The organism is Aurantiacibacter odishensis, from assembly GCF_003605195.1.
Lineage (GTDB): Bacteria > Pseudomonadota > Alphaproteobacteria > Sphingomonadales > Sphingomonadaceae > Alteraurantiacibacter > Alteraurantiacibacter odishensis.
Genome location: NZ_QYOS01000023.1, coordinates 69,819 through 95,853 on the forward strand (window position 1 = coordinate 69,819; position 26,035 = coordinate 95,853).

General features: G+C 66.1%; 25 protein-coding genes. 16 read left to right on the top strand and 9 right to left on the bottom strand.

What is annotated here, in order from left to right:
• Window position 1 precedes the first annotated feature (1 nt).
• Both D4Q51_RS07445 and D4Q51_RS07450 read right to left on the bottom strand, forming a co-directional pair.
• A complete protein-coding gene (locus D4Q51_RS07445; RefSeq protein ID WP_120077459.1) occupies window positions 2-988 on the bottom strand; it encodes a radical SAM protein in 987 nt (328 codons plus the stop codon).
• Window positions 988-2,403 carry a dihydrolipoyl dehydrogenase family protein gene (locus tag D4Q51_RS07450; RefSeq protein ID WP_120077130.1) on the bottom strand — a complete coding sequence of 472 codons (1,416 nt, stop codon included), beginning with the start codon at window positions 2,401-2,403 and terminating at the stop codon, window positions 988-990. Before D4Q51_RS07450 ends, D4Q51_RS07445 begins: the two co-directional genes overlap by 1 nt.
• Window positions 2,404-2,492: 89 nt before the next feature.
• Here D4Q51_RS07450 and D4Q51_RS07455 point away from each other — a divergent pair, with 89 nt between their 5' ends.
• Both D4Q51_RS07455 and D4Q51_RS07460 read left to right on the top strand, forming a co-directional pair.
• Window positions 2,493-3,542, top strand: a complete 1,050-nt coding sequence (locus tag D4Q51_RS07455; protein ID WP_120077131.1) for a methyltransferase domain-containing protein — start codon at window positions 2,493-2,495, stop codon at window positions 3,540-3,542.
• Window positions 3,536-4,570 (top strand): SDR family oxidoreductase, encoded by a 1,035-nt coding sequence (locus D4Q51_RS07460; RefSeq protein ID WP_240624612.1) that lies wholly within the window; start codon window positions 3,536-3,538, stop codon window positions 4,568-4,570. The genes D4Q51_RS07455 and D4Q51_RS07460 overlap by 7 nt, the downstream gene beginning before the upstream one ends.
• Here the strand turns inward: D4Q51_RS07460 and D4Q51_RS07465 are convergent.
• Both D4Q51_RS07465 and D4Q51_RS07470 read right to left on the bottom strand, forming a co-directional pair.
• Window positions 4,530-5,252: a glycosyltransferase gene (locus tag D4Q51_RS07465; RefSeq protein WP_240624613.1), complete on the bottom strand. Its 723-nt coding sequence runs from the start codon at window positions 5,250-5,252 to the stop codon at window positions 4,530-4,532. The two genes, D4Q51_RS07460 and D4Q51_RS07465, sit on opposite strands and share 41 nt — an antisense overlap.
• Complete coding sequence (locus D4Q51_RS07470; RefSeq protein WP_120077132.1) at window positions 5,249-5,830, bottom strand: TIGR04282 family arsenosugar biosynthesis glycosyltransferase; 582 nt, start codon at window positions 5,828-5,830, stop codon at window positions 5,249-5,251. Before D4Q51_RS07470 ends, D4Q51_RS07465 begins: the two co-directional genes overlap by 4 nt.
• A 52-nt stretch (window positions 5,831-5,882) precedes the next feature.
• Here D4Q51_RS07470 and D4Q51_RS07475 point away from each other — a divergent pair, with 52 nt between their 5' ends.
• From D4Q51_RS07475 to D4Q51_RS07485, 3 genes are all read left to right on the top strand, one after another.
• The gene (locus D4Q51_RS07475) at window positions 5,883-6,692 is read left to right on the top strand and encodes a sterol desaturase family protein (protein WP_120077133.1); all 810 of its coding nucleotides are present in this window, start codon (window positions 5,883-5,885) and stop codon (window positions 6,690-6,692) included.
• 97 nt (window positions 6,693-6,789) lie between these two features.
• A complete protein-coding gene (locus tag D4Q51_RS07480) occupies window positions 6,790-7,983 on the top strand; it encodes a Ppx/GppA phosphatase family protein (RefSeq protein WP_120077134.1) in 1,194 nt (397 codons plus the stop codon).
• The gene (locus D4Q51_RS07485) at window positions 7,983-8,648 is read left to right on the top strand and encodes an RlmE family RNA methyltransferase (protein ID WP_120077135.1); all 666 of its coding nucleotides are present in this window, start codon (window positions 7,983-7,985) and stop codon (window positions 8,646-8,648) included. Before D4Q51_RS07480 ends, D4Q51_RS07485 begins: the two co-directional genes overlap by 1 nt.
• Window positions 8,649-8,686: 38 nt before the next feature.
• On the opposite strand, the gene D4Q51_RS07490 is transcribed toward D4Q51_RS07485, so the two are convergent.
• Window positions 8,687-9,361 carry a c-type cytochrome gene (locus D4Q51_RS07490; RefSeq protein ID WP_120077136.1) on the bottom strand — a complete coding sequence of 225 codons (675 nt, stop codon included), beginning with the start codon at window positions 9,359-9,361 and terminating at the stop codon, window positions 8,687-8,689.
• A gap of 119 nt (window positions 9,362-9,480) precedes the next feature.
• On the opposite strand from D4Q51_RS07490, the gene D4Q51_RS07495 reads away from it, so the two are divergent.
• On the top strand, window positions 9,481-10,389 hold the full coding sequence (locus D4Q51_RS07495) for a prephenate dehydratase (protein WP_120077137.1): 909 nt from the start codon (window positions 9,481-9,483) through the stop codon (window positions 10,387-10,389).
• 7 nt (window positions 10,390-10,396) lie between these two features.
• Here D4Q51_RS07495 and D4Q51_RS07500 read toward each other — a convergent pair whose 3' ends face one another.
• The gene (locus D4Q51_RS07500) at window positions 10,397-11,962 is read right to left on the bottom strand and encodes a tryptophan halogenase family protein (protein WP_120077462.1); all 1,566 of its coding nucleotides are present in this window, start codon (window positions 11,960-11,962) and stop codon (window positions 10,397-10,399) included.
• Between the two features lie 79 nt (window positions 11,963-12,041).
• Here D4Q51_RS07500 and D4Q51_RS07505 point away from each other — a divergent pair, with 79 nt between their 5' ends.
• From D4Q51_RS07505 to D4Q51_RS07540, 8 genes are all read left to right on the top strand, one after another.
• On the top strand, window positions 12,042-12,701 hold the full coding sequence (locus D4Q51_RS07505; protein ID WP_120077138.1) for a hypothetical protein: 660 nt from the start codon (window positions 12,042-12,044) through the stop codon (window positions 12,699-12,701).
• Window positions 12,698-13,942 (top strand): DUF4350 domain-containing protein, encoded by a 1,245-nt coding sequence (locus D4Q51_RS07510; protein WP_120077139.1) that lies wholly within the window; start codon window positions 12,698-12,700, stop codon window positions 13,940-13,942. The genes D4Q51_RS07505 and D4Q51_RS07510 overlap by 4 nt, the downstream gene beginning before the upstream one ends.
• Window positions 13,939-14,916 carry an AAA family ATPase gene (locus D4Q51_RS07515; protein ID WP_120077140.1) on the top strand — a complete coding sequence of 326 codons (978 nt, stop codon included), beginning with the start codon at window positions 13,939-13,941 and terminating at the stop codon, window positions 14,914-14,916. The genes D4Q51_RS07510 and D4Q51_RS07515 overlap by 4 nt, the downstream gene beginning before the upstream one ends.
• Window positions 14,917-14,921: 5 nt before the next feature.
• Window positions 14,922-16,283, top strand: coding sequence for a DUF58 domain-containing protein (locus D4Q51_RS07520; protein WP_120077141.1), 1,362 nt, complete (start codon window positions 14,922-14,924; stop codon window positions 16,281-16,283).
• Entirely contained in the window at window positions 16,283-17,332 is a 1,050-nt protein-coding gene (locus D4Q51_RS07525; protein WP_120077142.1) for a stage II sporulation protein M, read from the top strand. The genes D4Q51_RS07520 and D4Q51_RS07525 overlap by 1 nt, the downstream gene beginning before the upstream one ends.
• Window positions 17,329-18,219, top strand: coding sequence for an RDD family protein (locus D4Q51_RS07530; protein ID WP_120077143.1), 891 nt, complete (start codon window positions 17,329-17,331; stop codon window positions 18,217-18,219). The genes D4Q51_RS07525 and D4Q51_RS07530 overlap by 4 nt, the downstream gene beginning before the upstream one ends.
• On the top strand, window positions 18,216-18,737 hold the full coding sequence (locus D4Q51_RS07535; RefSeq protein WP_120077144.1) for a GNAT family N-acetyltransferase: 522 nt from the start codon (window positions 18,216-18,218) through the stop codon (window positions 18,735-18,737). The genes D4Q51_RS07530 and D4Q51_RS07535 overlap by 4 nt, the downstream gene beginning before the upstream one ends.
• 61 nt (window positions 18,738-18,798) lie before the next feature.
• Complete coding sequence (locus D4Q51_RS07540; RefSeq protein ID WP_120077145.1) at window positions 18,799-20,049, top strand: sensor domain-containing phosphodiesterase; 1,251 nt, start codon at window positions 18,799-18,801, stop codon at window positions 20,047-20,049.
• Between the two features lie 6 nt (window positions 20,050-20,055).
• Here the strand turns inward: D4Q51_RS07540 and D4Q51_RS07545 are convergent, their stop codons facing one another.
• From D4Q51_RS07545 to D4Q51_RS07555, 3 genes are read right to left on the bottom strand one after another with little or no spacing between them, the layout of a single operon-like run.
• On the bottom strand, window positions 20,056-21,810 hold the full coding sequence (locus D4Q51_RS07545) for a cation:proton antiporter domain-containing protein (protein WP_120077146.1): 1,755 nt from the start codon (window positions 21,808-21,810) through the stop codon (window positions 20,056-20,058).
• Window positions 21,811-21,838: 28 nt separating this feature from the next.
• On the bottom strand, window positions 21,839-22,852 hold the full coding sequence (locus D4Q51_RS07550) for a CorA family divalent cation transporter (protein WP_120077147.1): 1,014 nt from the start codon (window positions 22,850-22,852) through the stop codon (window positions 21,839-21,841).
• A 53-nt stretch (window positions 22,853-22,905) separates the two neighbouring features.
• A complete protein-coding gene (locus tag D4Q51_RS07555; RefSeq protein ID WP_162925215.1) occupies window positions 22,906-24,201 on the bottom strand; it encodes an MFS transporter in 1,296 nt (431 codons plus the stop codon).
• 176 nt (window positions 24,202-24,377) lie between these two features.
• On the opposite strand from D4Q51_RS07555, the gene ispG reads away from it, so the two are divergent.
• The gene (gene ispG / locus D4Q51_RS07560) at window positions 24,378-25,517 is read left to right on the top strand and encodes a flavodoxin-dependent (E)-4-hydroxy-3-methylbut-2-enyl-diphosphate synthase (RefSeq protein ID WP_120077463.1); all 1,140 of its coding nucleotides are present in this window, start codon (window positions 24,378-24,380) and stop codon (window positions 25,515-25,517) included.
• Window positions 25,514-26,032 (top strand): thioredoxin family protein, encoded by a 519-nt coding sequence (locus tag D4Q51_RS07565; RefSeq protein WP_120077149.1) that lies wholly within the window; start codon window positions 25,514-25,516, stop codon window positions 26,030-26,032. Before ispG ends, D4Q51_RS07565 begins: the two co-directional genes overlap by 4 nt.
• Window positions 26,033-26,035 lie beyond the last annotated feature (3 nt).

Below are 26,035 nucleotides of genomic sequence, written 5' to 3' on the forward strand. Positions count from 1 at the left end.
CTCAGGCAGAGCAGCTTGCCCCGCCCAGCACGCAGAACCGCGCGCAATGCGGATGGTTCAATGGCACTTCGCGGTCCGCCTCGGCTACGGTATTCCCAAGATCGAAGCCGGGATCGTAGGGCAGCAGCGTGCAGGCGACCACGCGCGGGGCCGGTTCGCCCTTGCGGTGGACGACCATGCGCTGCGTGGCGCACATCACGTCGTCCGGCGACTTGCCGAGGATATCCCAGCAAGCGGTGGTGATCTCGGCAATGTCAGCCTCGTCGTCCATTTCCGGAAACAGCACCAGCCGTGCGGGATCGAAAGTGTCGATGGCGATGCCCTCGGCCTCGAACAGCAGGCGATAGGCGTTTCGCGCCTGCTCCTGCGTTTCTCCCGCAAGGCTTCTCCCGGCAGCAGCGAGCGAGAAGCCATTGGCCGAAAGCCAGCGCATCCCCTCCAGCATGGGTGCCCAGCTGCTTGGCCCCCGCTCTGCCTCGTGCACGGCCTTGGTGTGATGGTCGATGGAAACGCGGATGGTCAGCTTGTCGCCATAGGTTTCGCGTAGGCGCAGCAGTTCCGCCTCGTGCCGCCGCATCGGTTTCATCGCGTTGGACAGCACCAACACTTCGTGGCCGCGCGACAGGGCCTGCTCGATCATGGCGATGATCTCGGGGTTCATGAACGGCTCCCCGCCGGTGAAGCCGATTTCGCGCACGCCCCTGTCCGCAATCTCGTCGAGGAAGCGCGCCACGTCGCTGGCTGCCATGTAGACGAGCGCATCGTTCGTGGGGCTGCTCTCGATGTAGCAGTTGGCACAGGCGAGGTTGCACAGCGTGCCGGTGGCGAACCACAGCGTGTCGAGCCGCGTCAGGCCCACACTGGCGCGCGGCTCCCCCTTCGCCGTCACCTGCGGATCGGTGAACTTGGCGGGCGGCAGGCGTTCGCCATCCACGGTGAAGGGCGAGGCGCCCGCTGGCGTATTTCTCGTCTTCGCACGCGATGCCATCAGAACGCTCGCCGCATCTTCGCCAGCAGAGCGACCCATTTCTTCGGCCACTTGCCGAACACAGTCGGCTCCCACGCCTTGAACGCGGCCGCCTTCACGATTTCCGCGCGGGTCGGATAGGAAATCACCGCGCCGCCCACGTCGAAAGTGCCGCTCTTGCCGGTAATCATCTGGGTGAACGGCAGCAGCAATTCGCCCGCGTTCACACCGCAGATGGAGGCGCCCACCACTTTCTTGCCCTTCAGCATCACCTTGAGGTGGCCCTTGTCCAGTCCTTCCGCAATGGCGCGCTCGTTGTGGTCGAAACCTTCGGTGACGACGGTCAGCTTGTCGCCAAATGCCTCGCGCGCTTCGCTCTCGGTCATGCCGATCTGGGCGATTTCAGGTTCGGTGTAGGTGCACCAGGGCAGCGCGCGCCAGTCCACCTTGGCGGGCAGGCCAAGCGCGATTTCCAGCACCACGTTCGATCCTTCGTAGCCCGATACGTGCGTCAGGCGCGGCCCCTCGCGGCAATCGCCGATGGCATAGATGTGCTTGAGGTTCGTGCGCCGGCGTTCGTCCACCTTGATGCCGTTGCGGCCCAGTTCGATGCCCAGTTCCTCCAGCCCGCACCCCGTGGTGCGCGCCTTGCGCCCCACGGCGACCAGCAGGTGCGAACCCGTGATACCCTCGCCGCTATCGGTGGTGACGGTGATTGCCCTCTCTCCGCCGGAGACCTTCTCAGCCTTGCCGTCGACGAAGCGCACGCCCTCGGCTTCCATCACGGCTTTTACCACGGCCACGCTGTCGCGGTCGTCGCGCTTCATCAGTTCGCCCGGCTCGATCACGGTCACTTCGCTGCCGAGCCGACAGAACGCCTGCGCCATTTCCATGCCGATCACGCCGCCACCGATGATGACGAGGTGCTCCGGCTGCTCGGTCAGGTCGAACAGGTTCTCGTTGGTGAGGTAGGGCACCTCCCCTAGCCCTTCCACGTCCGGCACCAGCGGGCCGGAGCCCGTGGCAATCACGATGCGCGGCGCGGTGAGCGTGCGGCCGTCGACCTCGACGCTCTTCGGCCCGGTCAGCTTCGCCCAGCCCAGAATGACTTCGCAGCCCATCTCCTCGAACCGTTCGGGCGAGTCGTGCGGCTCGATATGGGCAATCGCATCGTGGATGTGCCTGTGAACGCTGCCCCACTCCACGATCGGCGGGGCAAGCTGCACGCCTGCACGCTTCTCCTCGCGCGCTTCAGCGGCGCGCCGGGCGGCGGCGATCAGCGCCTTGGAGGGGACGCAGCCGTTGTTCAGGCACTCCCCGCCCATCTTGTGCCCTTCGATGAGGGCAGTCTTTAGGCCGAATAGCGCGCAGCCGCCCGCCGCGGTAAGCCCTGCCGCCCCGCCGCCGATCACGATCACGTCATGCGTGTAATCCAAGAAAATTCCCTTCACCTATCGAATTCAGGATGGCCGACGAAAGTGAACTCGTCCATGCATCCTTTCGGTCCCCAAGGAGATTCAGTTTCATGAACCTTGAAAATTCGCAGAACTACTACGGCAAGGTTTTGGAAGGTTCGTCCGACCTGCGCACCGATGCGTGCTGCACTTTCGAGATGCCCTCGCCCAGCGTGCGGGAAGCGCTGCGCAACGTGCACGAGGAAGTAAAGGCGCGCTATTACGGCTGCGGACTGGTGGTGCCGCAGGCGCTGGAAGGATGCCGGGTGCTCGATCTCGGCTCGGGCAGCGGGCAGGACGCCTATTTGCTGGCGCAGCTGGTCGGCCCGAAAGGCTCCGTCATCGGGGTGGATGCAACGCCCGAACAACTGGCCGTCGCCAATGCCCATAAGGACTGGCATGCGGAGCGCTTCGGCTATGCCAACGTCGAATTCGTGGAAGGCGATATCGAGAAGCTCGATCAGCTGGGGCTGGAGCCGGCAAGCTTCGACGTGATCGTCTCCAACTGTGTCATCAACCTCGTCGCCGACAAGGAGGCCGTCTTCCGCGCCGCGCACCGGCTCCTGAAGCCGGGCGGCGAAATCTATTTCTCCGACGTCTATGCCGACCGCCGCGTGCCTGCGCACCTGCTGGACGATCCCGTCCTTCACGGCGAATGCCTATCGGGCGCGCTCTACTGGGGCGATTTCGACCGAATCGCCAGGGCCGCAGGCTTTGCCGATCCGCGCCTCGTTACCGATCGCCCGCTGGCCATCAACGATGCCGAAGCGGCGGAAAAGCTGGCGGGCATCAATTTCGTTTCCGCCACCTACCGCCTGTTCAAGCTGGATGGGCTGGAGCCGCAGTGCGAGGATTACGGGCAGGCGGTGATCTACCAGGGCACCGTGCCCGAGCACGAGAAGGTCTTCGAACTCGACGCTCATCACGCGATCGAGGCGGGCCGTGCCTTCCCGGTGTGCGGCAACACCTGGATGATGCTGTGCGATACCCGCTTCGCGCCGCATTTCGACTTCATCGGCAACTTCTCGAAGCACTTCGGCGTCTTTCCGGGCTGCGGTTCGGCCGTGCCTTTCGGCCAGTCCGACGCGAACCCGGCCAAGTCGGAAGCGCCCTGTTGCTGAAAGTCCTCGTCACCGGAGCCGCCGGCCTGATCGGCGGCGAAGTCTGCGCACGTCTTTCGGCGCGCGGTGCGCGGGTGACGGCCATGGTGCGCAAGACGCGGGAAGTGCGCGGCAACGACGGCGAAACTGTCGACGGCATCGAAATAGTCATCGGCGATGTGACAGAGCCTATGATGGGCCTCGACCCGCAAGCGCACGATATCGATCTCGTCATCCACTGTGCAGCCAGCCTTGAATTCGATGCCCCACGCGAAGTGCTGGCGACGGTAAATATCGAGGGGACGCGCAACGCGCTGGACTTCGCCAGGTCCGCTGGTGCGGGTTTCCTCCACGTCAGCACCGCCTACGTCAGCGGCACCCGCGATGGCGCAATTGTTGAGGGGCCAGTTCCGGAAGGAACGCAGTTCACCAACAATTACGAGGAAAGCAAGGCGCTGGCCGAGGCTGTGGTGGCAGCCAGCGGCGTGCCCTTCGCCGTGGCGCGTCCCTCCATCGTGCTGGGCGACTTCGAAAGCGGTGCGATCCGCGATTTCCCCTCGCTCTGCAATGTCTTTCGCCTGATGGCGCGGGGCAAGGTCGGCACCTTTCCTGCGCGCGAGTCCTCAACGCTGAACCTCGTGCCCCTGTGCCACGTGGCGGAGGGTATCGCGCTGCTGGCAGAGCGGTTCGATGCGGCGCAGGAGGGCTATTTCCATCTTGTAACGAACAGCCCGACGCCCGCCACCGAACTCGCGCACGGCGTATCCCGCGTGGACCATTTCCCCGACCCGCAAGTGGTCGACCCTGCCGCATTCGATCCGCAGGCATTGCGCCCGGCGGAGAGGATGCTGCTGGAGCGGATGATGGCGACTTTCGGCGCCTATTTCACCCGCGATCCCCGGTTCGACGACAGCCAGTTCCGCGCCGTGACGGGATTGGAATGCCCGGTGACGGACAGCGCCTGGCTCGACCGGCTGATTGCCTACGGGATTGCGAGGGGATACCTCCCTAGCGAACGTGGGGGTAGTGGCGCTCAAGCCGCTGCCTAGCGCCCATGGCCCAGAGGAAACCGACCTTCAGGTAGATCCAGTTGGCCTTCAAGCCGCCCCACTCGGCAATACGCCTGTCGGATGTCTCGATAGTGCGCGGCACCAGCCGCACCCGGCCAAGTTCGGTCATGCGGATGCACAGGTCCGCTTCCTCCATCACCTTGGCCGCCGGGTCACAGCCGCCGCTGGCGATGAAATCGGCGCGGCGGAAGAACATGGCGTGGTCGCCGAACAGCAGCCGCCCTCCCTTGAAGAACAGCGAGGGGCGGAAAAGGAGCGGCGCGTACCAGGTCTTGGCCCAGTTGTGCGCCGTGGTGCCCCAGCGGGTCTTCCGGCCCCGTATGATCGGGGTGAACCCGGCGAGCGAGGTCTTCGGGTCCGCCAGCACCTGCTCGATCACGGTCACCATGTCGATCGGCGGCACAGTGTCGGCGTGCAGCACGCACACGTTCGCCGCGCTGGCCGCCGCCACGCCGGTGTTGATCTGCACGCCGCGGCCCCGCTCGCTCTCGATCACGCGCCATCCAGCCTCGCGCGCCAGCGAAACGGTGGCGTCTTCGCTGCCGCCATCCACCAGCAGCACTTCGGCAGGTTGCTGGTCGAGCCGGGCGACGTTGGCAATCAGCGCGGGCAGCGCCTTTTCCTCGTCGAGCGTCGGGATCAGCAGGCAGGTGTCGCTCACGCGGTCAGTTCCGGCCAACGGGCAAGGTCTTCCGGACGGTCACAGTCGTCGAGTTCGTCGAGCAAGCTGTAGGCGAGGCCAAGGTCGTCCAGCCTGCGCTTCGTTTCTGCCAGCACCGAGTCGGTGCCCCACGGCATGTCCTGCCAAAGTTGCGGGACGGCCTGCGTGAAGCCGAGCAAGTAATAGCCACCGTCGGTGGCCGGTCCGATCACCACCGGCACCTCTTCCAGCGCCCGCGCGGCAGCGCGGAGGTGATCTGCCGTGAGTGCCGGAATGTCCGCGCCCAGCAGGATTGCCGGGGGTGCAACTCGCGCCAGCCGCGTCCCGAGGTCGCCCTCGCCCTGCTCGACTAGCAGCACATCTTCGCCCAGCCATTCGGCGAAGTGCGCGGCACTCGCCCCGGTGTGATGGACAGCGAACGGCAGGCCGCTTTCGCGCATCGTCGCCAGCGTGCGCTCCACCAGCCGCCGGTGGACCCGCGCCGCGCCCGCATCGCCGAGCAGCGGGGCCAGCCGCGTCTTCGCCTCTCCGGCAGTCGGATATCTGGCGAACAGGGCAATCGTCGGTGTTACATTCATGCCCGTCGCTGTAACCGCTGGACGCGCCCGAAGCGATGGCCCAATGTGACGCATGGCTTCCCGTCTTGCGAAAATTGCAGGCATCGCCGTGGCAGGTGCCGCGGTCGGCACCCTGATGCTGGCAGAGCGCGCCCGTCCGCTGCGCCAGCGCACGCGCAAGGAATTGCCGCGCCTTGCCCGCAACGCCGCGATGGGCGCTGCTTGCCAGGCCGTGATCATGGCCAGCGAAGCGCCGATCACGGAGGCCATCGCGCAGGAGAACAGGCGGCAGCGACGCGGCCTCCAGCACCTGATCGGCGGGTGGCCGGGGCGCTTCGCCGCCGTTCTGCTGATGGATTACACCTATTACCTGTGGCACGTCGCCACCCACAAGGTGCCGTTGCTGTGGCGCTTCCACCGCGTGCACCACGTCGATCCCGATCTCGACATGAGCACAGCGGTGCGCTTCCACGCTGCCGACATGCTGCTGTCCACCCCGATGCGGATGCTGCAGGTCCGCCTGTCGGGCGCGGACCCCGTCACGCACAATATCTGGCGCGGGTTCTTCTTGGGCTCGGTGCTGTTCCACCATTCCAACCTGCGCCTGCCCAAAGGCGTGGACGAGGCACTCAGCACCGTCGTCACGACACCCCGGATGCACGGCATCCACCACAGCCAGAGGCTGGACGAGATGGATTCCAACTGGACCTCCGGCTTCAGTTTCTGGGACAGGCTGCACGGCACTTTCCGCGCCGACGTGCCGCAGCACGCCATCACCATCGGCGTGGACGACCCGGCGGCGGAGCGCGACATCGCCCTGCTGCCCGCACTGGAAGCGCCCTTCGCGCTTACCCACTACCGCCACACGCCGGGAGCGCACTGAAACCCTCCCGACTTGTGCCCCTTCCCCGGTTGGTATAGCCTGTAACCAGGTTCCGCCCGTTTGGGTGGGTGATAGAATAGATGAAAGCAAGCAAGTTATGGCGGATATCAATCCGCCGGACCGACGCGAAAAGGCCAGGAAAACGGCGCCGCAGGGGCAAGCAGGGCGCCAGAACAATCGAAACGGCCAGCACAGCAGTTCCGGCGATCAGAACGGCAGGACGCAGCGGGACACCCGCAACTGGCGCCGCCCCCCACACAAGAGCTACAAGCAGGCCTACGCCGCGATTGACCTTGGCACCAACAACTGCCGCCTGCTGATCGCGCGCCCCAATGACGAGAACTTCGTGGTGATCGATGCGTTCAGCCGCGTGGTGCGGCTGGGCGAAGGGCTGGCGCAGACCGGCAAGCTGTCAGACCACGCGATGGACCGCGCTCTGGGCGCGCTCAAGGTATGTTCCGACAAGCTGCGCAAGCGCAACGTCCACCTCGCCCGCTCCGTCGCCACAGAGGCCTGCCGCCGCGCATCGAACGGAGAGGCATTCATAGAGCGCGTGCGCGAGGAAACCGGTATCGTGCTCGATATCATCAGCGCGCAGGAAGAAGCGCGGCTGGCCGTGCTGGGGTGTCACATCCTGCTGGAGGACGGCATCGGCCCTGCGATCATTTTCGATATCGGCGGCGGCTCCACCGAACTGGTGCTGATAGAACCCGGCGCACCCGTGCCGCGCATTCTCGACTGGCAGAGCGTGCCGTGGGGCGTGGTCTCGCTGTCGGAAACGGTGGGAGAAGAACCCGCCGACGACGAAGGCCGCCTTGCCCGGTATGCGAAGATGAAACAGCTCGTTCTGGATAGCTTCGCCGAGTTCGCCGAACGTATCGAGGCGCACAAGGCGCCGGACCAGCGCCTGCTGGGCACCAGCGGCACGGTAACGACGCTGGCGAGCGTGCACCTTGGCCTGCCGCAATACGATCGCAAGGCGGTGGACGGACTGATCGTGCCGTCCGATTCCATGCGCGATATCTCGCAGCGGCTTTCGGGCATGTCGCCCGAGGAACGCAGCCAGCTCGATTGCATCGGTTCCGACAGGGCCGACCTTGTGGTTGCCGGGTGCGCAATCCTGGAAGCGATCCTGGAGATATGGCCCGCAGACCGGCTGGGCGTTGCCGATCGCGGCATTCGCGAAGGCATCCTTCGCAGCCTTATGGCCGCCGATGCAGAGGGCATGGAAACACAGGCCGCCCTTCGCCGCCTGAAACAGGGCCAGGGAAAGGCGGGAGCGACGAACTGATGGCGCGGGCAGGACAGGATTCGCAGCGCCGCCTGAAAAGCGGAAAGAAGCGTAAGGCCAGCTCGCAGAGGTGGCTGGAGCGGCAGTTGAACGACCCTTACGTCAAGCGCGCGAAGGACGAGGATTATCGCAGCCGCGCGGCTTTCAAGCTGATCGAGCTGGACGACAGGTTCGGCCTGGTGAAAGGCGCGAAACGCGTGGTCGACCTCGGCATTGCGCCGGGCGGCTGGGCGCAGGTCGTGCGCCGCCGCGCGCCCAGGGCCGCGATTGTCGGCATCGATCTGCTGGAAACCGATCCGATCGAAGGCGTGACCATCTTCCAGATGGACTTCATGGACGATGCTGCGCCCGCCGCCCTTACCGAGGCGCTGGATGGCGCGCCCGACCTCGTCATGTCGGACATGGCGGCCAACACCGTGGGCCACAAGCAGACCGACCACCTGCGCACCATGGCGCTGGTGGAAGCCGCTGCATGGTTCGCGGTGGAAGTGCTGGAAAAGGGCGGTGCCTTCATTGCGAAGGGCTTTGCCGGGGGGACGGACCGCGAATTGCTCGACCTGCTGAAGAAGCACTTCAGGAGCGTGAAGCACGCCAAGCCACCCGCCAGCCGCAAGGGCTCAAGCGAGTGGTACGTCGTGGCGCAGGATTTCAAGGGGCGAGACTAGCCGCCGACTCCGCGGCGGCCAATCCATAAACCTCAGTTCTAGTTGGGACTGCCAGTGTTGGTGGCTGCCGCATCTTCGGGCACGGGCTGCTCTGCACCCATTGCACCAGCCGCCTCGTTGGAATCGGCAGGCGCGCCTTCGGTCTGGCCGGGGCCTTCGCCTGCGCCATCCAGCTCGCCTTCGACATCGACCGCAGCGACGGGTTCGGGCAGCGCCGGGCCACCGCCGTATTCACGCATGTAGAGAACGACGTTGGCGCGGTCTTCCGCGCTGGAAAGACCGGCAAAGCTCATCTTCGTGCCGTTGGCGAAAGCGCGGGGGCTGGCGAGCCAGGCATCCATCGCGGCGTAGTCCCAGGTGCCGCCCTTGTCGGCGAGGGCGGAGGAGTAGGCGAATCCCGGCGCGTGTTCACCGATGCCGGTGCCCAGCACGCCGTAGAGGTTCGGGCCGATGCCGTTCGCGCCGCCCTGCTCGATCGTGTGGCAGGCGGTGCACTTCGCGAACACGGCTTCACCGGCAGCGGCAGAGCCATTGGCCAGCAGGGTGGCGAAATCGGGGCCGCTATCGGCGGCAGCACCTTCCTCGGGAGCTTCGATCACGTAGCCGAATTCCTCGACTTCGCTGGCGAACAGCTTGTCGCTGACCGAGTTGAGGCCCAAGGCCACGATACCGCTGGCAAGGACCCAGCCGAAGATGGTGTTGGTGTTGCTCATGTCGATTATTTCTGCCGGTTAGAATCTATGCGGTCGCGCTCTAGTGCCCATGGCCGCGCTTCGCAAGGGCGTATGCGCGCTTGTCGGCGGCGCACGGCCTCGCTACCGACTTTCGCCCTATGGATTCGTATCCCGCACCCGCTCTCGCCATGGTCGAGTCAATGCACGCCGCCGCCGCGCAGGACCCGGCGCGCGCCATCGCCTTCCAGGGGGCGCCCGGAGCCAACTCGCACCGCGCCATCAACGAATGGGACCCGGATGCCCTCCCGCTCCCCTGCTTCAGCTTCGCCGCCGCGATAGAGGCGGTGGAGGAAGGGCGCGCGTCCTGTGCGATGATCCCGATCGAGAATTCGCAGGCAGGGCGCGTGGCGGACATCCACTTCCTGCTGCCCGAGAGCGAGCTGTGCATCGTGGGCGAGCACTTCCTGTCGATCGAGCATTCGCTGATGGCGTTGAATGACAAGGGACCGTTCAAGGGCGCGTACAGCCATCCCCACGCGCTCAGCCAGTCGCGCCAGTACCTGAAAGAGCGGGGCATCGTTCCGCTAAGCCATGCCGACACTGCCGGGGCCGCCGCGCATGTGGCCGAACTTGGCGATCCGGAATTTGCCGCCATCGCGCCCAACCTTGCGGCCGATCTCTACGGCCTCAAGATCGTGGAGGAGAACGTGGAGGACGCTGCCGACAACACCACGCGCTTCGTGGTGCTGGCGCGCGAGGCGCTCGACCCGGCAACGCTGGCGGGGCAGGAAACCATGACCACCTTCGTGTTCGAGGTGAAGAACATCCCCGCTGCGCTTTACAAGGCGATGGGCGGCTTCGCCACCAACGGGGTCAACATGACGAAGCTGGAAAGCTACCAGAAGGGCGCCAGCTTCGCTGCCACCATGTTCTACGCCGATATCATCGGCGCTCCCACAGCATACGGGGGCGATCCGGCCGTGGACCGCGCGCTGGAGGAACTGGCGTTCCACTGCAAGGGCGTGCGCATGTTCGGCACCTATCCCCTCGCCCGCCAAAGGGGCTGATCGCCCGTCAGGCAGCGGCCTTTGCCGCGCAATTGCGCGCGATGAACTCCTCGTGCAGCGGCAACCGGCTGGCGGCGGCGGCGCAGTCTGCTGCAATCCGGCGCACCATCCGCGCGATTTCCGCCGGATCCGCCCTGTTCGCCAGCGCATGTACGCCGCGGGGCAGGAAGCGCTGGCCGATCAGCATGGATGCCCAGCTGCCGATCTGGAACAGGTGCCCGCCATCTACGGCGAGGTGCCCGCGCGCGCGCCACACGTCCAGCGTTTGGGCCAGCGTGTCGGGCACGTCCATGTTGCGGGTGTAGCGCCAGAATTCTGAATCCTCGCGCTCGGTCAACTTGTAGTGGGCGATGATGAAATCGCGCACCTGCTCCCATTCTAGGCGGGTGCGGGCGTTGAACTGGTCGCGCAATTCCGGGTCCATCGCGCGGGTCGGGAACAGCTCCACCAGCCTCTCCAGCGAGCTCTGGACGAAATGGATCGAAGTGGATTCGAGCGGCTCGAGGAAGCCTGATGACAGGCCGACGGCGACCACGTTCCCCACCCAGGATCGTTCGCGCCGCCCGGTACTGAACTTGACGAGGCGCGGATCGCCCAGTGCCTTGGTGTCGAGCGTTGCCAGAAGCCTTTCCTCCGCTTCGCTCTCGCTGGAGAAAGCGCTGGCGAAGACGTGGCCGTTGCCCGTGCGGTGCTGCAGGGGGATGCGCCACTGCCAGCCGACCGGATGGGCGATGCCTTTCGTGTAGGGCGTGAGCGCGCCTTCCGCCCGCACGGAGGGCACGGCCAGCGCACGGTCTGAGGGAATCCATTTCGACCAGTCGGTCCAGGGTTCTTCCAGCGCGCTGCCCAGCAGCAGCGAGCGGAAGCCGGAGCAATCGATGAACAGGTCCGCCTCCAGTACCCTGCCATCCTCCAGCTTGACGCCGGTGACGAAGCCGCTCTCGCCATCGCGCTCCGCCCCGGTAATCATGCCCTCGATCCGCTTGACGCCGCGGCTTTCCGCCACCTGCCGCAGGTGCGCTGCATAAAGGTGCGCATCGAAATGATAGGCGTGGGTGTAGCGGTTGTGCAGATCGCCCTTCCGGGGGCCGGACGGGGCGAAGCGGTTCTGCACTGCCGCGTGGTAGGCGACATGGCATTCCTGCCACTCTGGATAGTCCGCGCCGTCATCCGCCTGGCGGCCCAGCAGCCACCAGTGGTGCAGCTTCACCAGCGCGTCGATCTCCCTTCCCACGGCACCGAACTGGTGCAGGTAGCTGTCGCCTACGCGCCCCCAGTTATGGAACTCGATACCCAGCTTGAAGGTGCCGTTGGTTGCGGCGACAAATTGCGCCTCGTCCAGCTGCAGGAAGCGGTTGAACTTTTGCATCGGCGGGATCGTGGCCTCGCCCACGCCGACGATGCCGATCGCCTCGCTCTCCACCAGCTGCACCTCGACATCGCGCGCCAGCGCCGTAGCCAGCACTGCCGCCGCCATCCAGCCGGAGGAGCCGCCCCCCACCACCAGCACCCTGCGCACCCGCTCCTCTCGCGGGGACTGGAGCGCGTATTCGTTCTTGGCAATCTGCGTCATGCGCATCCTTTTGCGGTTTTGTGGGCAGCCTTGCAATGGAGGCGTTGCGTCACCTGCCCGCCCGTGTATCCAAGCTGTTGTGACGACAGGTCAAGGCACCACGGCCCCGCCCGCAGGGACGGACGATTTCGCATCGGCGTGGCGAGAGCTGCAGGCCGATGGCGATGTCCAGTTCGCCCCTGTCGAGATGCCGGAGCAGGAGCCCCCGCCCGACTGGCTGACCGAATTCATCCGCTGGCTGGGCGAAATGCTCAGCCCGGTCGGCAATGCGCTGGTCGATATCTGGCCGGTCCTGATGTGGGTGCTGATCGGCGCCGCTGTGCTGGCCGTGCTCTATTTCCTCTACGATACCTTCGGGCCCGGCGTCAGGCGGCGCAGGCGAGAAGCCTCGCAAGAGCCCGAATGGACGCCGCGCGAGGGCGAGGCTCTGGCCCTGCTGGAGGAGGCGGACCGTCTGGCGGCGGCGGGCGAGTTCGATGAAGCGACGCACCTTTTGCTAAAGCGCTCCGTCAGCCAGATCGCCGAAGCGCGGCCCGACCTGGTGGAGCCGAGCAGCACCGCGCGCGAACTGGCCGCCGAAGCGCGACTGCCCGATGCGGCGCGCACGGCCTTCGCCCTGATCGCCGCTCCGGTGGAGCGCAGCCTGTTCGCCCTGCGCAAGCTGGAGGAGGCCGACTGGCAGGCCGCCCGCGCCGCCTATGCCGATTTCGCGCTGGCGCGGAAGGCGATTGTCGCATGAGCCGGCGGACCAGCCCCTTCCGTCCCGGCACGGTGCTGGCCCTGCTGGCGGTGGGGGCCTTGGCCTTCCTGCTGTTCCTCTATTCGCTGGGTCAGGGCTGGACCGGGAGCGAGGAGAGCGATGGCGGCAACCATGCCGCGGCCAACGGACTGAATGGATTTTCCGGCCTTGTCACCCTGCTGGAGCGGACGGGCAGCAACGTGTCGCTCTCTCGCAATCCGGCGGACATGCGCGAATACGGCCTTCAGGTCCTCACCCCGCCAATGATGGCCAGCGCCGAGGAGTTGGGCGAACTCCTCGATCAGCGCATGGACGGCGGGATGGGGCCGACTCTCGTCATCCTGCCGAAGTGGATCGCCATGCCCGTGCCGGATGCGCAGGACGTCGAGAGCGGGGATGGTTGGGTCATGCTGCTGGGCGCGACGTCGCCGCTGTGGTTCGATCAGCTGGAGATTGCCGAAGGCGCTGGCCTCACGGTCGGGCAAACCGGAAGCTGGGAGGGACTGGGCGGTTCGGGGAACCTGCCTGACGAGACGCAGGTCCAGGCTCTCACCTCTGACGAGGAAAACGCGTTCCGCGCGCTGTTGACGGATAGCGAGGGCGACGTGCTCGCCGCCGAACTGGTGCAACGCGAAAACTACGATCCCTGGCCGGTCATCGTGGTGTTCGAGCCGGACCTGATGAACAATTACGGCATGGCAGACCGGGCGCGCGCCGAAGTGGCGCTGCAACTGGTGGAACGGGCCACGCTGGGCGAGGACATGCCGATCCGCTTCGACCTGTCCCTCAACGGCCTCGGCGCTGCCGAGAATCTGCTTACGCTGGCTTTCCGGCCGCCGTTCCTCGCCGCAACGCTGTGCCTGCTGCTCGCCGCGCTGGTGATCGGCTGGCGCGCGTTCCGCCGCTTCGGCCCGGCCGTGGCGGAAGCGCCCGCAATGTCGCAGGGCAAGCGGCAGCTGGCGCGTAACGGTGCGGCGCTGTTGCAGCGGGTGAAGCGCTGGCACCTCCTGAAACGGCCCTACGAAGACATAGTCGGGCGGCGCGTGGCGAAGGCGCTGGGCTTGCGCAATGCCGAGACAGGCGCCCGCGAACAGGCCATCGATGAAGCACTGCACCGGCGCGGCCACGATGGCCCGCAATTCTCTCGCCTTGCCGCCGACCTGCGCGATGCCGAAAAACCGCGCGACATCCTGCGCGCGGCACGGCGCCTACGGACACTTGAAAGGACGCTGACGCAATGAGTGACACCCCTGCGACCATGACGCTGGAACAGACCGCGGAAATGGCCAATGCCATTCGCGCCGAGGTGGGCAAGGCCATCGTCGGCATGAACGAGGTGGTGGACCACCTGCTGATCGCCCTGATCGCGCAGGGGCACGTTTTGCTGGAAGGCCCGCCGGGAACGGCCAAGACCTTCCTTGCACAGTGCTTTGCTCATGCAACGGGCATGGAATTCGGCCGCATCCAGTTTACGCCGGACCTGCTGCCGGGCGACATCCTGGGCTCCAACCTGTTCAACTTCCAGACCAGCCAGTTCACCCTGACGCGCGGGCCGATCTTCCGCGAGCTGCTGCTGGCGGACGAGATCAACCGCACCCCGCCAAAGACGCAGGCCGCCCTGCTGGAAGCTATGCAGGAACGCCGCGTGACGCTGGACGGGGAAACGCACGCGCTGTCCGACAATTTCATGGTGGTGGCAACGCAGAACCCCATCGAGAACCAGGGCGTCTACCCGCTGCCCGAGGCGCAGCTCGACCGTTTCGCCTTCAAGCTGCTGGTGCCCTATCCCAGCGCGGAGGAGGAGGTGCGCATCGTCAAGCGCTTCGGCGAGCGCGCCGGGCCGCAGGGTCCGCTCGATTTCGGTATCGAACGAGTCGCCAATGCGGGCAGGATTTCCGCCGCGCAGGCCGCGGTGAAGGGCGTCACCTTGTCGGACCAGGTGGTGAACTACTGCGTCGCACTGGTGCGCAGCACGCGCGAGAATGCCGATATCGCCAGCGGCGCTTCCCCACGCGCCGCAGTGTTGCTGGCCAATGCAGGGCGCGCCCGCGCCGCGCTGGAAGGGCGCGCCTATGTGATCCCTGACGATGTGAAGGCTCTCGCCACCGCTTGCCTGCGCCACCGCCTGCTGCTGTCTCCGGCGGCGGAGATCGAGGGCAAGCAGGTGGAAGACCTCGTCGCCGACCTTGTGGAGCAGACCGAGGCGCCGCGCTGAGCCCCATGAACCGCCTGCGCGCCCTGCTGGCCCGGTTGCCTGCCGTGCCCATCGTGCCCACGCCGCGTACGCTGGTGCTGCTGGCGCTGCTCGCCCCGGTGGCGGCGGTGGTCGCGGCGACGGCGCCGGGCGCATGGGTGGTGGCTCCGGCGGCGGCGCTGGCGCTGATGCTGCTGGCGGTGGTCGACGGATGGCTGGCGGGGCGCATGGTGCGCTTCACCTGTCACGCGCCCGCCGATGCCGAGGTGGGGCAACAGGCCCAGATCCGCATTGAGGCGGAAATCGAGCGCGACAGCGATGCGCCCGCACCCGAAGCCGCGCTCGGCTTCGACCCGCGCCTTGGCGAAGGCGGTGCGGTCGCTTTCAGCCTCGAGCCGACCGGCCACGCTGGCATGTTCGCAGGCGAGGGCCACATTGCGCCTGTCCGCCGCGGGCCTGGCGAGTTGCACGACCTGTGGCTGCGCTGGCCGGGGCCGCTGGGCCTTGCCGTGCGGCAGGTCCACACCCGCCTCGATGATCGCATCCGGGTGTGGCCGGACCTTTCGCCGGTGCGGTCTCCCGTGCTGCAGAGTTTCCTGCGCGACAGCCAGTTCGGCCTCGTCGCCCGGCGCATTCGCGGCGAAGGCACCCAGTTCGAGGCGCTGAGCGAGTACGAGCCCGGCATGGACCGCCGCCGCATCGACTGGAAAGCCAGCGCCCGCCATACCGCGCTCTATGCCCGCGAGAACGAGGCGGAGCGCGACAACCAGATCGTCTTCGCCTTCGATTGCGGGCAGTCGATGATCGAGCCGGTGGACGGCCTTCCCCGGCTGGACCGCGCCGTTTCCGCCGCGCTGATGGCCGCCTACGTGGCGCTGAAGGGCGGCGACAAGGTGAGCCTGTTCGGCTTTGCCGACCAGCCGCAGATGATGACGCCCTTCGTCACCGACACCCGTGCCTTCCACCGCCTGCAAAGCGCGGCGGGTGATCTCGACTACACCGCGCGCGAGCCCAATTTCACGCTGGCGCTCGCCACCCTGACCGCGCGCCTGAAACGCCGCAGCCTGATCGTGCTGTTCTCCGATTTCTCCGACCCGACATCGGCCGAACTGATGGTGGAAAGCGTGGAGCGGCTGGTGCGCCACCACCTCGTGATTTTCGTCACCATGGTGGACACCGAACTGGAAGAATTGACCACGGGCGAACCCGACACGCTGGGCGACCTCGCCGTCGCGGTGAACGCCGATGCCCTTGCCCGCCAGCGGCAACTGGTGCTGCAACGGCTGAAGCGGCTGGGCGTCGACGTGATCGAGGCCCCGCACGAGACGATCGGCTACCGCCTGATCGACCTCTATCTCGAAACCAAGCGTGCGGAGGCGATCGGCTGATGGTGCTGGCGCTGTTCAGGAAAGCGGAGATCGAGCCGCCCGCCGATATCGAGGCGGCATCCTTGCGCTCCGACCGGTTCCGGCTGGAGCGGGAAGTGGAATGGCAGCGGCTGGACCGGATCGTCACCGCGCTGGAAAAGAACGCCCCGCGCCGCATCAGTGACGAGGACCTGCTCGAACTGCCGGTGCTCTACCGCAAGACCGCGTCCAGCCTCGCCGTGGCGCGCGAAACCTCGCTCGATGCGGCCACGCTCGCCTACCTCGAATCGCTGGTGCGCCGGGCGTGGTTTCAGGTCTACGGCCCGCGCATCGGTTTGTTCGGCTGGCTGCGCCGGTTCCTCGGCGGCGGGTGGAGCGCGGCGGTGCGCGCTATCTGGCTGGATATCTGCATTGCCTTCGCCGTCATGGTGGCAGGCACGATCGTCGGCTGGCTGCTAGTCGATCAGGACGAGCGTTGGTACTATTCGCTGGTGCCCGGCGGCATGGCCGGTGGCCGCGCGCCCGGTGCTGACCCAGCTGCCCTGCAAGAAACCCTCGGCACCGCAGAGAATTCGGACGGGCTTGGCGTGTTCGCCGCCTACCTGTTCTCCAACAACACCGGCGTTTGCATCATGGCCTTTGCGCTGGGCTTTGCCTTCGGCGTGCCCACGCTGCTGTTGCTGGTCTACAACCTTGCCTTGCTGGGCGCGATGTTCTGGGTGTTCCAGGAAGCCAGCCTCGGCCTCGATTTCGCCGCTTGGCTGAGCGTGCACGGCACGACCGAGCTGGGCGCAATCCTGCTGTCGGGCGCAGCGGGCCTGCACGTGGGGCGCACGATGGCCTTTCCCGGCGACCGCTCCATCCTCGCCGCGATGCAGACGGCAGGCGTGCGCGCGGCGCAGGTGATGGTGGGCTGCACGATCATGCTGATCGTGGCGGGCCTGCTGGAAGGTTATGTGCGGCAACTTGTGGGAGACACGCCCTCGCGCCTTGCCATCGGCGGTACCATGCTGGCCCTGTGGATCGTCTATTTCGCCGCCATGCCCGCCCCGAAGGAGCGCGAGACATGACCGCTTCGCCCCGAGCCGCGATGCAGGCAAACCTTTCCAAACGTGCCCGCACGCTGGTGACGCCGGAGGGGCTTTCCCTGCCGCTGACCGTGGGCGGCAAGGGGGCACGGGCAAGCGCGCTGATCCTCGATCTCGTCATCCTCATGACGGGCACAATCGTCGTGCTTGTCATCCTCTCCGCCATCGGCTTCGGCCTGTTCGACATGGGCTCAAGCCCGGACACGAACCCGGTGCTGCAGGGCGTGCTGGTCATGGTTATCCTGTTCATGTTCCTCGCCCGCTACGGCTATTTCCTGTGGTTCGAACTGGGCCCTCGCGCCGCCACGCCGGGCAAGCGGCTGGTGGGCCTGCGCGTCGCCGCGAGAGACGGCGGGCGGCTGTCTGCCGAAATGGTGATCGCCCGCAACCTGATGCGCGACGTGGAGGTGTTCCTGCCGCTGTTCTTCCTGCTGGGTGGCGGGCAGGAGGCAGGCGTTGCGGGCTGGGCGGCGTTCGTTTGGCTCGCGGTCTTCGTGCTATTTCCCTTCTTCAACAAGGATGCCTTGCGCGCGGGCGACATCGTGGCCGGCACCTGGGTGGTGGAAGCCAGCCGCGCGAAGTTGAAGGAAGCCATGTCGCTCGCACCAGACAGACAGGACACATATCGCTTCGGGGAGGCCGAACTCTCCGTCTACGGCGAGCACGAGCTGCAGGTACTGGAAAAAGTATTGCGCGACGACCGGCCAGGGGCCCTGCGCGAGGTGGCCGAGGCGATTACCGGCAAGATCGGCTGGCAGCTGGGCACCGGTGACGAGCGCGAATTCCTGGAGGCGTTCTACGCCGCGCTGCGCGGCCACCTGGAAGGCAACATGCGCTTCGGCAAGCGCAAGAAGGACAAGTTCTCATGACGATCCTGCGCGATGCCAGGCCGGAAGATGCCGAGGCTCTCGCCCGACTGGGGCGGGACAGCTTCTGCCACGCGTTCGAGCACCTCTACCGGCCGGAAGACTTGCGCCCGTTCCTGCGCGAAGTCTATTCGCCCGAAGCCGTGGCGCAGGAAATCGCCGATCCCGGTATTCGCCACCAGTTAACCCAGGATGCGCCGGGCGAACCGCTGAGCGCCTTCATCAAGGTGAAGTACGAAAGCCCTTATAAAGAACATTCGGATGCCCGCCGCCCGCTGTGCCTGGGCCAGCTCTACACCCACCCCGCGCGCACCGGCGAAGGGCTGGGCGCCGCGCTGATGGAATGGTGCCTCGCCCTTGCCAGAGATCGCGGCTGCGATGCGATCCAGCTTTCGGTCTACAGCGAAAATCCCGGCGCGCAGAGGTTCTACCAGCGCTACGGTTTTACGAAAATTGCAGACATCGGCTTCTGGGTCGGCGAACAGCGCGATGCCGAATTTCTCTACGAATTGCGCCTTTAATTGGCGCAAAGGCGATTTGGGTTAAGAGGGCCTTAGGGCTTTCCCGTCATAGCCCGGATCAATGGTAAACGTCGCACTGAAATTACCGGCCTTCGAGGCTCCTGCCCGCCCGCTGGCCGATGAACTGGTCAACAATCCGGGAATAGATCGCATCCTTTCTTCCGTTCGCGGACACCTCGGCGTGGAGATCGCTTTCGTCTCCCGCTACGTGGAGGACGAGCAGCGCGAACTCACCCATGTAAGCACCGATCTGGACCTGCCGATGGGCCCCGGTTTCCGCGAGAACCGGGAGGAAAGCTACTGCTGGCACATCCTCAATGGCCGCCTGCCGGAGCTAATCCAGGACCCGTCCGATCATCCTATGACACGGGAATTGGCGATTACCGATTTTCTGCCCGTGGGCTGCCACGTCAACACGCCGCTGCGCCTTGCCGATGGCACCGTGTGGGGCAGTTTCTGCGCTCTTGGCCGCAAGCCCGACCGCACGCTGTCCCCGCGTGACCTTGCCATCCTGAAAAGCTTCGCCGGCCTCGCTGCCGAACGGATCGAGGCCGCGCTGGAAGAAGACGTCATGCTGCGCCAGGCGCGCAGGCGGGTGGAGGCGATGCTGGATGGCCACGCCGTCACCATGTTCCAGCAGCCGATCCACGACCTGAAAAGCGGGAAGCCGGTGGGCGTGGAATGCCTCGCCCGCTTCCCCGACCTCACGAAGCGCGGGCCGCAGGCGTGGTTCGACGATGCGGAGCGGACTGGCCTCGGCAACGAGCTGGAAATGACTGCCGTGCGCTGCGCGCTGGAAACGGTGGGACAGGTGCCCGAAGGCATCTACGCCGCCATCAACGCCTCTCCGGAAACGATCATGTCGGGCACCCTGCGCCAGGTGCTGGAACAATCGGACGCAACCAACCTCGTGATCGAGGTGACCGAACACCAGCTTGTTGACGATTACGCCGCCCTCGCCCGCGAGATCGAGGCGCTGAAGCCGTTTGCGAAAATCGCCATCGACGATGTCGGCACCGGCTACGCGGGCCTGCGCCACCTGATCGAACTGGGCCCGGACATCCTGAAGATGGACATGGTCCTCACCCGCGATTGCGACAGCGATCCTGCGCGCCGCGCCATCGCTGCTGCCATGGTGCAGTTCTCCCGCGATATCGGCGCGAAGCTGGTGGCGGAAGGCATCGAGACCGAAGCCGAGCGCGCGGTGATGCAGGATCTTGGCGTGGACTACGGCCAGGGTTACCTGTTCGCGCGCCCCCTACCCGTGGTGGCCGCCCAGCAGCACCTGCTGGGCGTGGCGATGGGAGGCTAGGCTTCCCTAGCTCTCGCCGCGCAGGGCGCGCTGCTGCTGGCGAGTCATTTCCTTCGCCGCGTAGATATCGCCGCCCTCGATCTGCACGTCCATGCGCTTGCGGTCGTTCTCGCGGTAGGTCGTCTCCGCCTCGTCGATCTCGCGCTCGCTGAGGCCGACATTTTCCAGCGCCATGCGCGCCAGTGCCAGGGCGCTCTCGTAGACCTCGCGCATGACGTATTCGGCCTTGCTGCCTGCCAGCGCGATCACGCTCTTGCGGTCGAACCCGCGCACGTAGATCGTCGCTTTCGGGAATGTCTCGGCAACCGAATCGATGAATTCGCGGCCCGGCACCTCGTCCATGCAGAACATGATGAGCTGCGCGTCGGCCGCGCCCGCCTGCCGCAGCAGGTCCAGCCGCGTGCCGTCGCCGTAGTAGACCTTGCTGCCGAAATCCTCGGCGGTGTCGATCTGCGCGTCGTCCCTGTCGATCAGTGTGACGGAAAGCCCGCCCGCAAGCAGCGTCTGCGCCACCGTCTGCCCGAAGCGACCGAAGCCGACTACCAGCGCGCCGGCGCCCTCGTCATGCGGTCCCTCGCGCTCGCCGCCTTCCCGTTGCGGTTCCTGCCGTATCTTGCGCGTGGCGATCATCAGGAACGGCGTTGCCGCCATCGACAGGGTGACAATGGCGCCGAACAGGCTCGACTGCTCGTTGGAAATGAGCCCGCCCTGCACCGCCTGGGTGTAGAGCACGAAGGCGAACTCGCCGCCCTGGCTAAGCAGCAGGCCCAGCGCCAGCGCGGCGCGCCAGCGCATCTTCACGAGCAGCCCCAGCCCCATGATGATGGCCGCTTTCACCACGATCAGCAGCACCGCAAAGCCGATGACGAACAGCGGGTTTTCGGCAATCACGCCGATATCCAGCATCATCCCAACGGCAACGAAGAACAGCCCCAGCAGGATGGCGCGAAACGGCTCGATATCGGCTTCCAGTTCGTGCCGGTAGCGCGTGTCGGCCAGCATGACCCCGGCGATAAAGGCCCCCAGCGCGGCGGAGAGGCCCAGCGCTTCCATCACCACCGCGCTCGCCAGCACGGTGAACAGGGCGGCGACGATAAACAGCTCGCGCTCTCCCAGTGTGCCGATCAGGCTGAACAGCGGACGGATCAGCAGGCGTCCCGCCGCCACCAGCCCGACGACGGCGACCAGCGTGAGGGCGCCCAGCATCCAGCCCGAAGGCCCGTCCTCGGCCCCGCTGCCGAGCGCCGCGACAATCGTGATGAGAGGAATGATCGACAGGTCCTGGAACAGCAGGATGGCAAAGGCCCGCTCCCCGAAGGGCGTGCGCAGCTTGCCGCCCGATTGCAGCATCGGCAGCACCTGCGCGGTGGACGAGAGGCCGAGCGGGAGGCCGATCGCCAGCGCGGCGGCCAAGGGATAGCCTGCCAGCGCCAGCACGGTGGCCGTCACCGCCAGTCCGCAGGCGGTCACCTGCGCCAGCCCAAGCCCGAAGATCGCGCCTTTCAGCCGCCACAGCCGCGCCGGGGACAGTTCCAGCCCCACAACGAACAGCAGCATGACGATGCCGAGCTCGGCAACCTCGGCCATTTCCTCGGCATTGCCGACAAGCCCGAGAACATGCGGTCCCAGCAGCGCGCCCGCGACAAGGTAGCCCAGCGTCGCCCCCAGCCCTGCGCGGCGAAAGGCGAGCACGGCCACCATCGCGAAGCCCAGCATCAGCATGGCATCGCGCAGCATCAGTCCGGCGTGGTGTTCTTCCATCAGTCAGCCCCCTGCCCTGCGACCATTCTCAAAGCCATTTCCATTTCCAGAACAGCGCCAGTTGCACTGCAAGGATGCCTGCGCAAAGGGCAACCACGATCCAGAAGGCATCGCCATCGTCCACCCCCGGCATCCCGCCGACGTTGATGCCAAGCAGCCCGGTGATGAATCCCAGCGGCAGGAAGATGCCTGCAACGATGGTGAGCAGGTAGGTGGCCTGTTCGTTACGGGCGATGGAACGCCCGCGAATGTCGTCCATCAGCACGACGGCGCTTTCCTTGCTGATATCGAGGTCTTCGAGGTAGCGCCGCAGCCGGTCGATCGACTCGGCGATCTCGCGCCGGTCGTGCTCCTCGAACCAGGGCGGGGCGTACTTGGAAATCGCCTCCAGCGCTTCATGCATCGGGCCCATGTGGCGTTTCAGGCCCAGGCAATTGCGGCGGATGATGGCGATCTTCTCCAGCATCTCTTCCGCGTCGTCGTCTGCCTCTGCCTCCTCCAGCTCGTCGATATGCTCGTTCATGTCGACGATGGAGCGATTCATGCGGTTGATCATCGCCTCGGTCAGCTCGGTGATCAGCGCGCCCGCATCGGTCGGCCCGGCCTCGCGGCGGTCGATCATGGCCAGCACGCGGCGCGGGGTCTGCAGCGGCAGGCGGCGCAATGTGAGCAGGCGCGTGCCGTCGCACCAAAGCTGCATCGAGAGCATGTCTTCCGGCTCCGCGCCGGGGTTGAAATTGATGCCGCGCAGCGTGGCTACCAGCGTATTGCCTTCGCGAAAGGCGCGCGGGCGGGTGCGGTCGCTCACCAGCAGTTCACGCGTCGGCTCGGGGATGTCCAGTTGTTCCAGCCACTCCATCACGCCGGGGCGGTTGCGGCACAGGTGCACCCACAGCACTTCGCCCGGTTGCGAGGGCTGCCATTTACGCGCCTCCGCCCATTCCAGCGGGCGACCTGCGCCAACGCCGTCCAGCACGCGGGCGAAAAGCAGGGGGTGATCGTCGGGGCAATCGGGTGCGGAAACGGTTTCGGGATCGTCCATCGCTGCCTTCCATGCCGCAATTGTACGCTGCTGTCATCGCTGCACGAAGGCGGTCAGGCGGGCGCGCCTCGTTCGGCCGCAATCAGCGGTTCATCGTGGTCCGCCGGAATGGTGATGAGGACGGTCAGCCCCGTCGCGACGAGGATACCGATGGCGAGGAAGAACAGCGGGGCCTGCAAGCCGCCAAAGCCGGCCAGCAACGCGAAGGAGAACCCGGCAAAGCTGGTGCCCTGATTCACGAAGGCCATGTAGATGGAGAACTGCGTCGCCCCGGTCTTCGGCTCGCAGAACGCCATGTTGATCGCGCCGTTGCCGGTGCCGACAAGATTGTACATCGCCGTCCAGCCGACCGCGATGAACCAGATCATCCAGCCCTGGTCCCAAAGCGGCTCGCCGAAAGCGATGGCAGCGATGACAAGGGCGAACAAGCCGTAGGTAACGATCTGGAACGGCTTTGCGCCCATCCGCGAACAGAGCCAGCCGCCCAGCGTAATGGCGACGATCGCAGAGGCCAGTTGCGCAGTCCCGTTGACGACGCCCAACTGCGCCTCGTTCCAGCCCGCGTAGTTGGCCGCGATCAGTGGCACTGCCACGGCCATGGTGCCGTATCCCATTCCGCGCAGGAAGATCGATGCCGACCAGATCAGGCTGTCGCGGCGGAACATGTAGCGGAACGCCGACTTCACCAACTCCACCCAGCTATCGGGCTGCACGGCAAGGGATGCAGGCGATGCCACGCCCTCGCTCCACGGCAGGCGGCGTTCGCCGGTCCGTTCCCGCACCCAGACGAGGTAGGCGGTGATGAACACGATGGCGACGGCGGCGCTGACATAGCCTGCGCCCACGCCGAACCGGTAGATGATCAGCCCCGCGATGGAAGCCGTGATGGCAATGCCCAGCGCCTGCCCGCCTGCCATGATCCCACCTGCATAGCCCCGTTCGCTGCCATCGCAGATGTCGACGGCCAGCGCATCGGCAGCCACGTCCTGGAACACCACGGCCAGGCTGACGACGAAGGCGATTGCGCCCAGCAGCACCTCGTCGCGCGGGCCCGGCTCAAGCAGCGCGCAGACCAGCAGGCTGGCGATCATCACCACCTGCGAAGCGATCAGCCACGCCCTGCGCCGTCCCATTGGCAGGTACGCATAGCGGTCCATCAGCGCGCCGTTGATGAATTTCAGGCTCCAAGGTATCGCCGCCATGCCGATGACGTAGCCGACCTCTCCCGCCGTCGCGCCGCTCGCGGCCATCCAGGCGGGGATCGCGAATTCCAAGAGGCCGATGGGAATGCCCTGCGCCAGGTAAAGGACGAGAATTGTCGACAAGCGCATCGGGCGATTGTCCGTCATGCATGGGTTCGCAAACATCCTTCGCCCCTTCGAAAGTGTGCTTGCGACCCGCAATGTGCGGCGAATGTCTCCCGAAAGGCCGGATAAGTCAAATTGCGGGAGCGAACATGGGCCAGAGCCTGTCATTGCTCCTTCATCGAAGCGCGCCTATATCCCTGCCCATGTCCGCAGACGCCATTTCCAAGGTTCGCCCCTGGCGCATGATAGAGCGCCGCCAGTCCCGCCAGATCATGGTCGGCAACGTGCCGGTCGGCGGAGATGCGCCGATCACCGTCCAGACGATGACGAACACGCCGACCGAGGACGTGGGCGCGACGATCGACCAGATCCGCCGCTGCGAGGACGCGGGCGCGGATATCATTCGCGTATCCTGCCCCACGGCGGAATCGACCGAGAACTTCGACCAGATCACGAAAGCGGCGAACATCCCGATCGTCGCCGACATCCATTTTCACTACAAGCGCGCGCTGGAAGCCGCCGACAGGGGCGCGGCCTGCCTGCGCATCAATCCCGGCAACATCGGCTCGTCTAAGCGGGTGGCCGAAGTGGTGCGCGCGGCGAAAGCCAACGGCTGCGCGATCCGCATCGGCGTGAACGCTGGCAGTCTTGAGAAAGACCTGCTGGAGAAATACGGTGAGCCTTGCCCCGAGGCACTGATCGAGAGCGCGCTCGACCATATCAAGCTGCTGCAGGACCACGATTTCCACGAATACAAGGTGGCGGTGAAAGCCAGCGACGTGTTCCTGGCCGTCGCGGCCTACCACGGTCTTGCCGAAGCGGTGGATTGCCCGCTGCACCTCGGCATTACCGAGGCGGGCGGCCTGATCGGCGGGACGGTGAAATCCAGCATAGGCATCGGCAGCCTGCTTTGGGCGGGCATCGGCGACACCATTCGCGTCTCGCTTTCGGCAGAGCCGGAGCAGGAAGTGCGCGTCGGCTTCGAGATGCTGAAGGCGCTGGGCCTGCGCACGCGCGGCGTTCGCGTGGTCTCCTGTCCCTCCTGCTCGCGCCAGGGTTTCGACGTGATCCGCACGGTGGAGGCACTGGAAGCGCGGCTGGAGCATATCAAGACACCGATGAGCCTCTCGGTCCTCGGCTGCGTGGTGAACGGCCCCGGCGAGGCGCGCGAGACCGACATCGGCATCACCGGCGGCGGCGCTGGCAAGCACATGGTCTATCTCTCCGGCGTGACCGACCACCACGTGCAGAGCGAGGACATGCTCGACCACATCGTGAAGCTGGTGGAGGAAAAGGCCGCGCAGATCGAGGCAGGAACCGCCACGGCCTTCGATCCCCATGCAGAGGCCGCCGAATGATCGGCAAGAGCGCGCTTGCCGCGCTGCTCGCCCTCGCATCGCTGAGCGCCTGCGCCTCCACCGCGACGCACGACACTGCCGGTCCGGCGGCGATGAGCCATCCCGAAGGCGCGATTTTCGATCCCTCCGTCGATGCCCACGCAGCGGTGGATGCGGCGCTGGCGACGGCGCAATCTGAAGACACCCTCGTCCTCGTAGTGATGGGCGCAAACTGGTGCCACGACAGCCGCGCGCTGGCGAGCTACCTGATGGAACCCGAACTCGCCGCCCTGCTGGAGGCGGAGTACGAACTCGTCACCATCGACGTCGGCCTGCCGCAGACCGGCGACGGCTTCAATCTCGACGTGGCAGAGCGGTTCGGTGTCTCGTCCGAAGGAACGCCAAACGTGCTGGTGCTGGACGGAGAAGGGCGACTTCTCAATTCGCAAGAAGACGCAGTCAGCTGGCGCAATTCGGCCAGCCGCACTTCGGCAGAGGTGCTGGCCACGCTGCAAGGCTGGGCCGACGCTGGCTGAGGC

Coding starts and splice junctions, on each gene's coding strand:
- D4Q51_RS07445 (WP_120077459.1), bottom strand. CDS start 988: ATGGCATCGCGTGCGAAGACGAGAAATACGCCAGCGGGCGCCTCGCCC.
- D4Q51_RS07455 (WP_120077131.1), top strand. CDS start 2,493: ATGAACCTTGAAAATTCGCAGAACTACTACGGCAAGGTTTTGGAAGGT.
- D4Q51_RS07470 (WP_120077132.1), bottom strand. CDS start 5,830: ATGAATGTAACACCGACGATTGCCCTGTTCGCCAGATATCCGACTGCC.
- D4Q51_RS07475 (WP_120077133.1), top strand. CDS start 5,883: ATGGCTTCCCGTCTTGCGAAAATTGCAGGCATCGCCGTGGCAGGTGCC.
- D4Q51_RS07480 (WP_120077134.1), top strand. CDS start 6,790: ATGGCGGATATCAATCCGCCGGACCGACGCGAAAAGGCCAGGAAAACG.
- D4Q51_RS07485 (WP_120077135.1), top strand. CDS start 7,983: ATGGCGCGGGCAGGACAGGATTCGCAGCGCCGCCTGAAAAGCGGAAAG.
- D4Q51_RS07490 (WP_120077136.1), bottom strand. CDS start 9,361: ATGAGCAACACCAACACCATCTTCGGCTGGGTCCTTGCCAGCGGTATC.
- D4Q51_RS07495 (WP_120077137.1), top strand. CDS start 9,481: ATGGATTCGTATCCCGCACCCGCTCTCGCCATGGTCGAGTCAATGCAC.
- D4Q51_RS07500 (WP_120077462.1), bottom strand. CDS start 11,962: ATGACGCAGATTGCCAAGAACGAATACGCGCTCCAGTCCCCGCGAGAG.
- D4Q51_RS07510 (WP_120077139.1), top strand. CDS start 12,698: ATGAGCCGGCGGACCAGCCCCTTCCGTCCCGGCACGGTGCTGGCCCTG.
- D4Q51_RS07515 (WP_120077140.1), top strand. CDS start 13,939: ATGAGTGACACCCCTGCGACCATGACGCTGGAACAGACCGCGGAAATG.
- D4Q51_RS07520 (WP_120077141.1), top strand. CDS start 14,922: ATGAACCGCCTGCGCGCCCTGCTGGCCCGGTTGCCTGCCGTGCCCATC.
- D4Q51_RS07525 (WP_120077142.1), top strand. CDS start 16,283: ATGGTGCTGGCGCTGTTCAGGAAAGCGGAGATCGAGCCGCCCGCCGAT.
- D4Q51_RS07530 (WP_120077143.1), top strand. CDS start 17,329: ATGACCGCTTCGCCCCGAGCCGCGATGCAGGCAAACCTTTCCAAACGT.
- D4Q51_RS07535 (WP_120077144.1), top strand. CDS start 18,216: ATGACGATCCTGCGCGATGCCAGGCCGGAAGATGCCGAGGCTCTCGCC.
- D4Q51_RS07540 (WP_120077145.1), top strand. CDS start 18,799: ATGGTAAACGTCGCACTGAAATTACCGGCCTTCGAGGCTCCTGCCCGC.
- D4Q51_RS07545 (WP_120077146.1), bottom strand. CDS start 21,810: ATGGAAGAACACCACGCCGGACTGATGCTGCGCGATGCCATGCTGATG.
- D4Q51_RS07550 (WP_120077147.1), bottom strand. CDS start 22,852: ATGGACGATCCCGAAACCGTTTCCGCACCCGATTGCCCCGACGATCAC.
- D4Q51_RS07555 (WP_162925215.1), bottom strand. CDS start 24,201: ATGACGGACAATCGCCCGATGCGCTTGTCGACAATTCTCGTCCTTTAC.
- D4Q51_RS07565 (WP_120077149.1), top strand. CDS start 25,514: ATGATCGGCAAGAGCGCGCTTGCCGCGCTGCTCGCCCTCGCATCGCTG.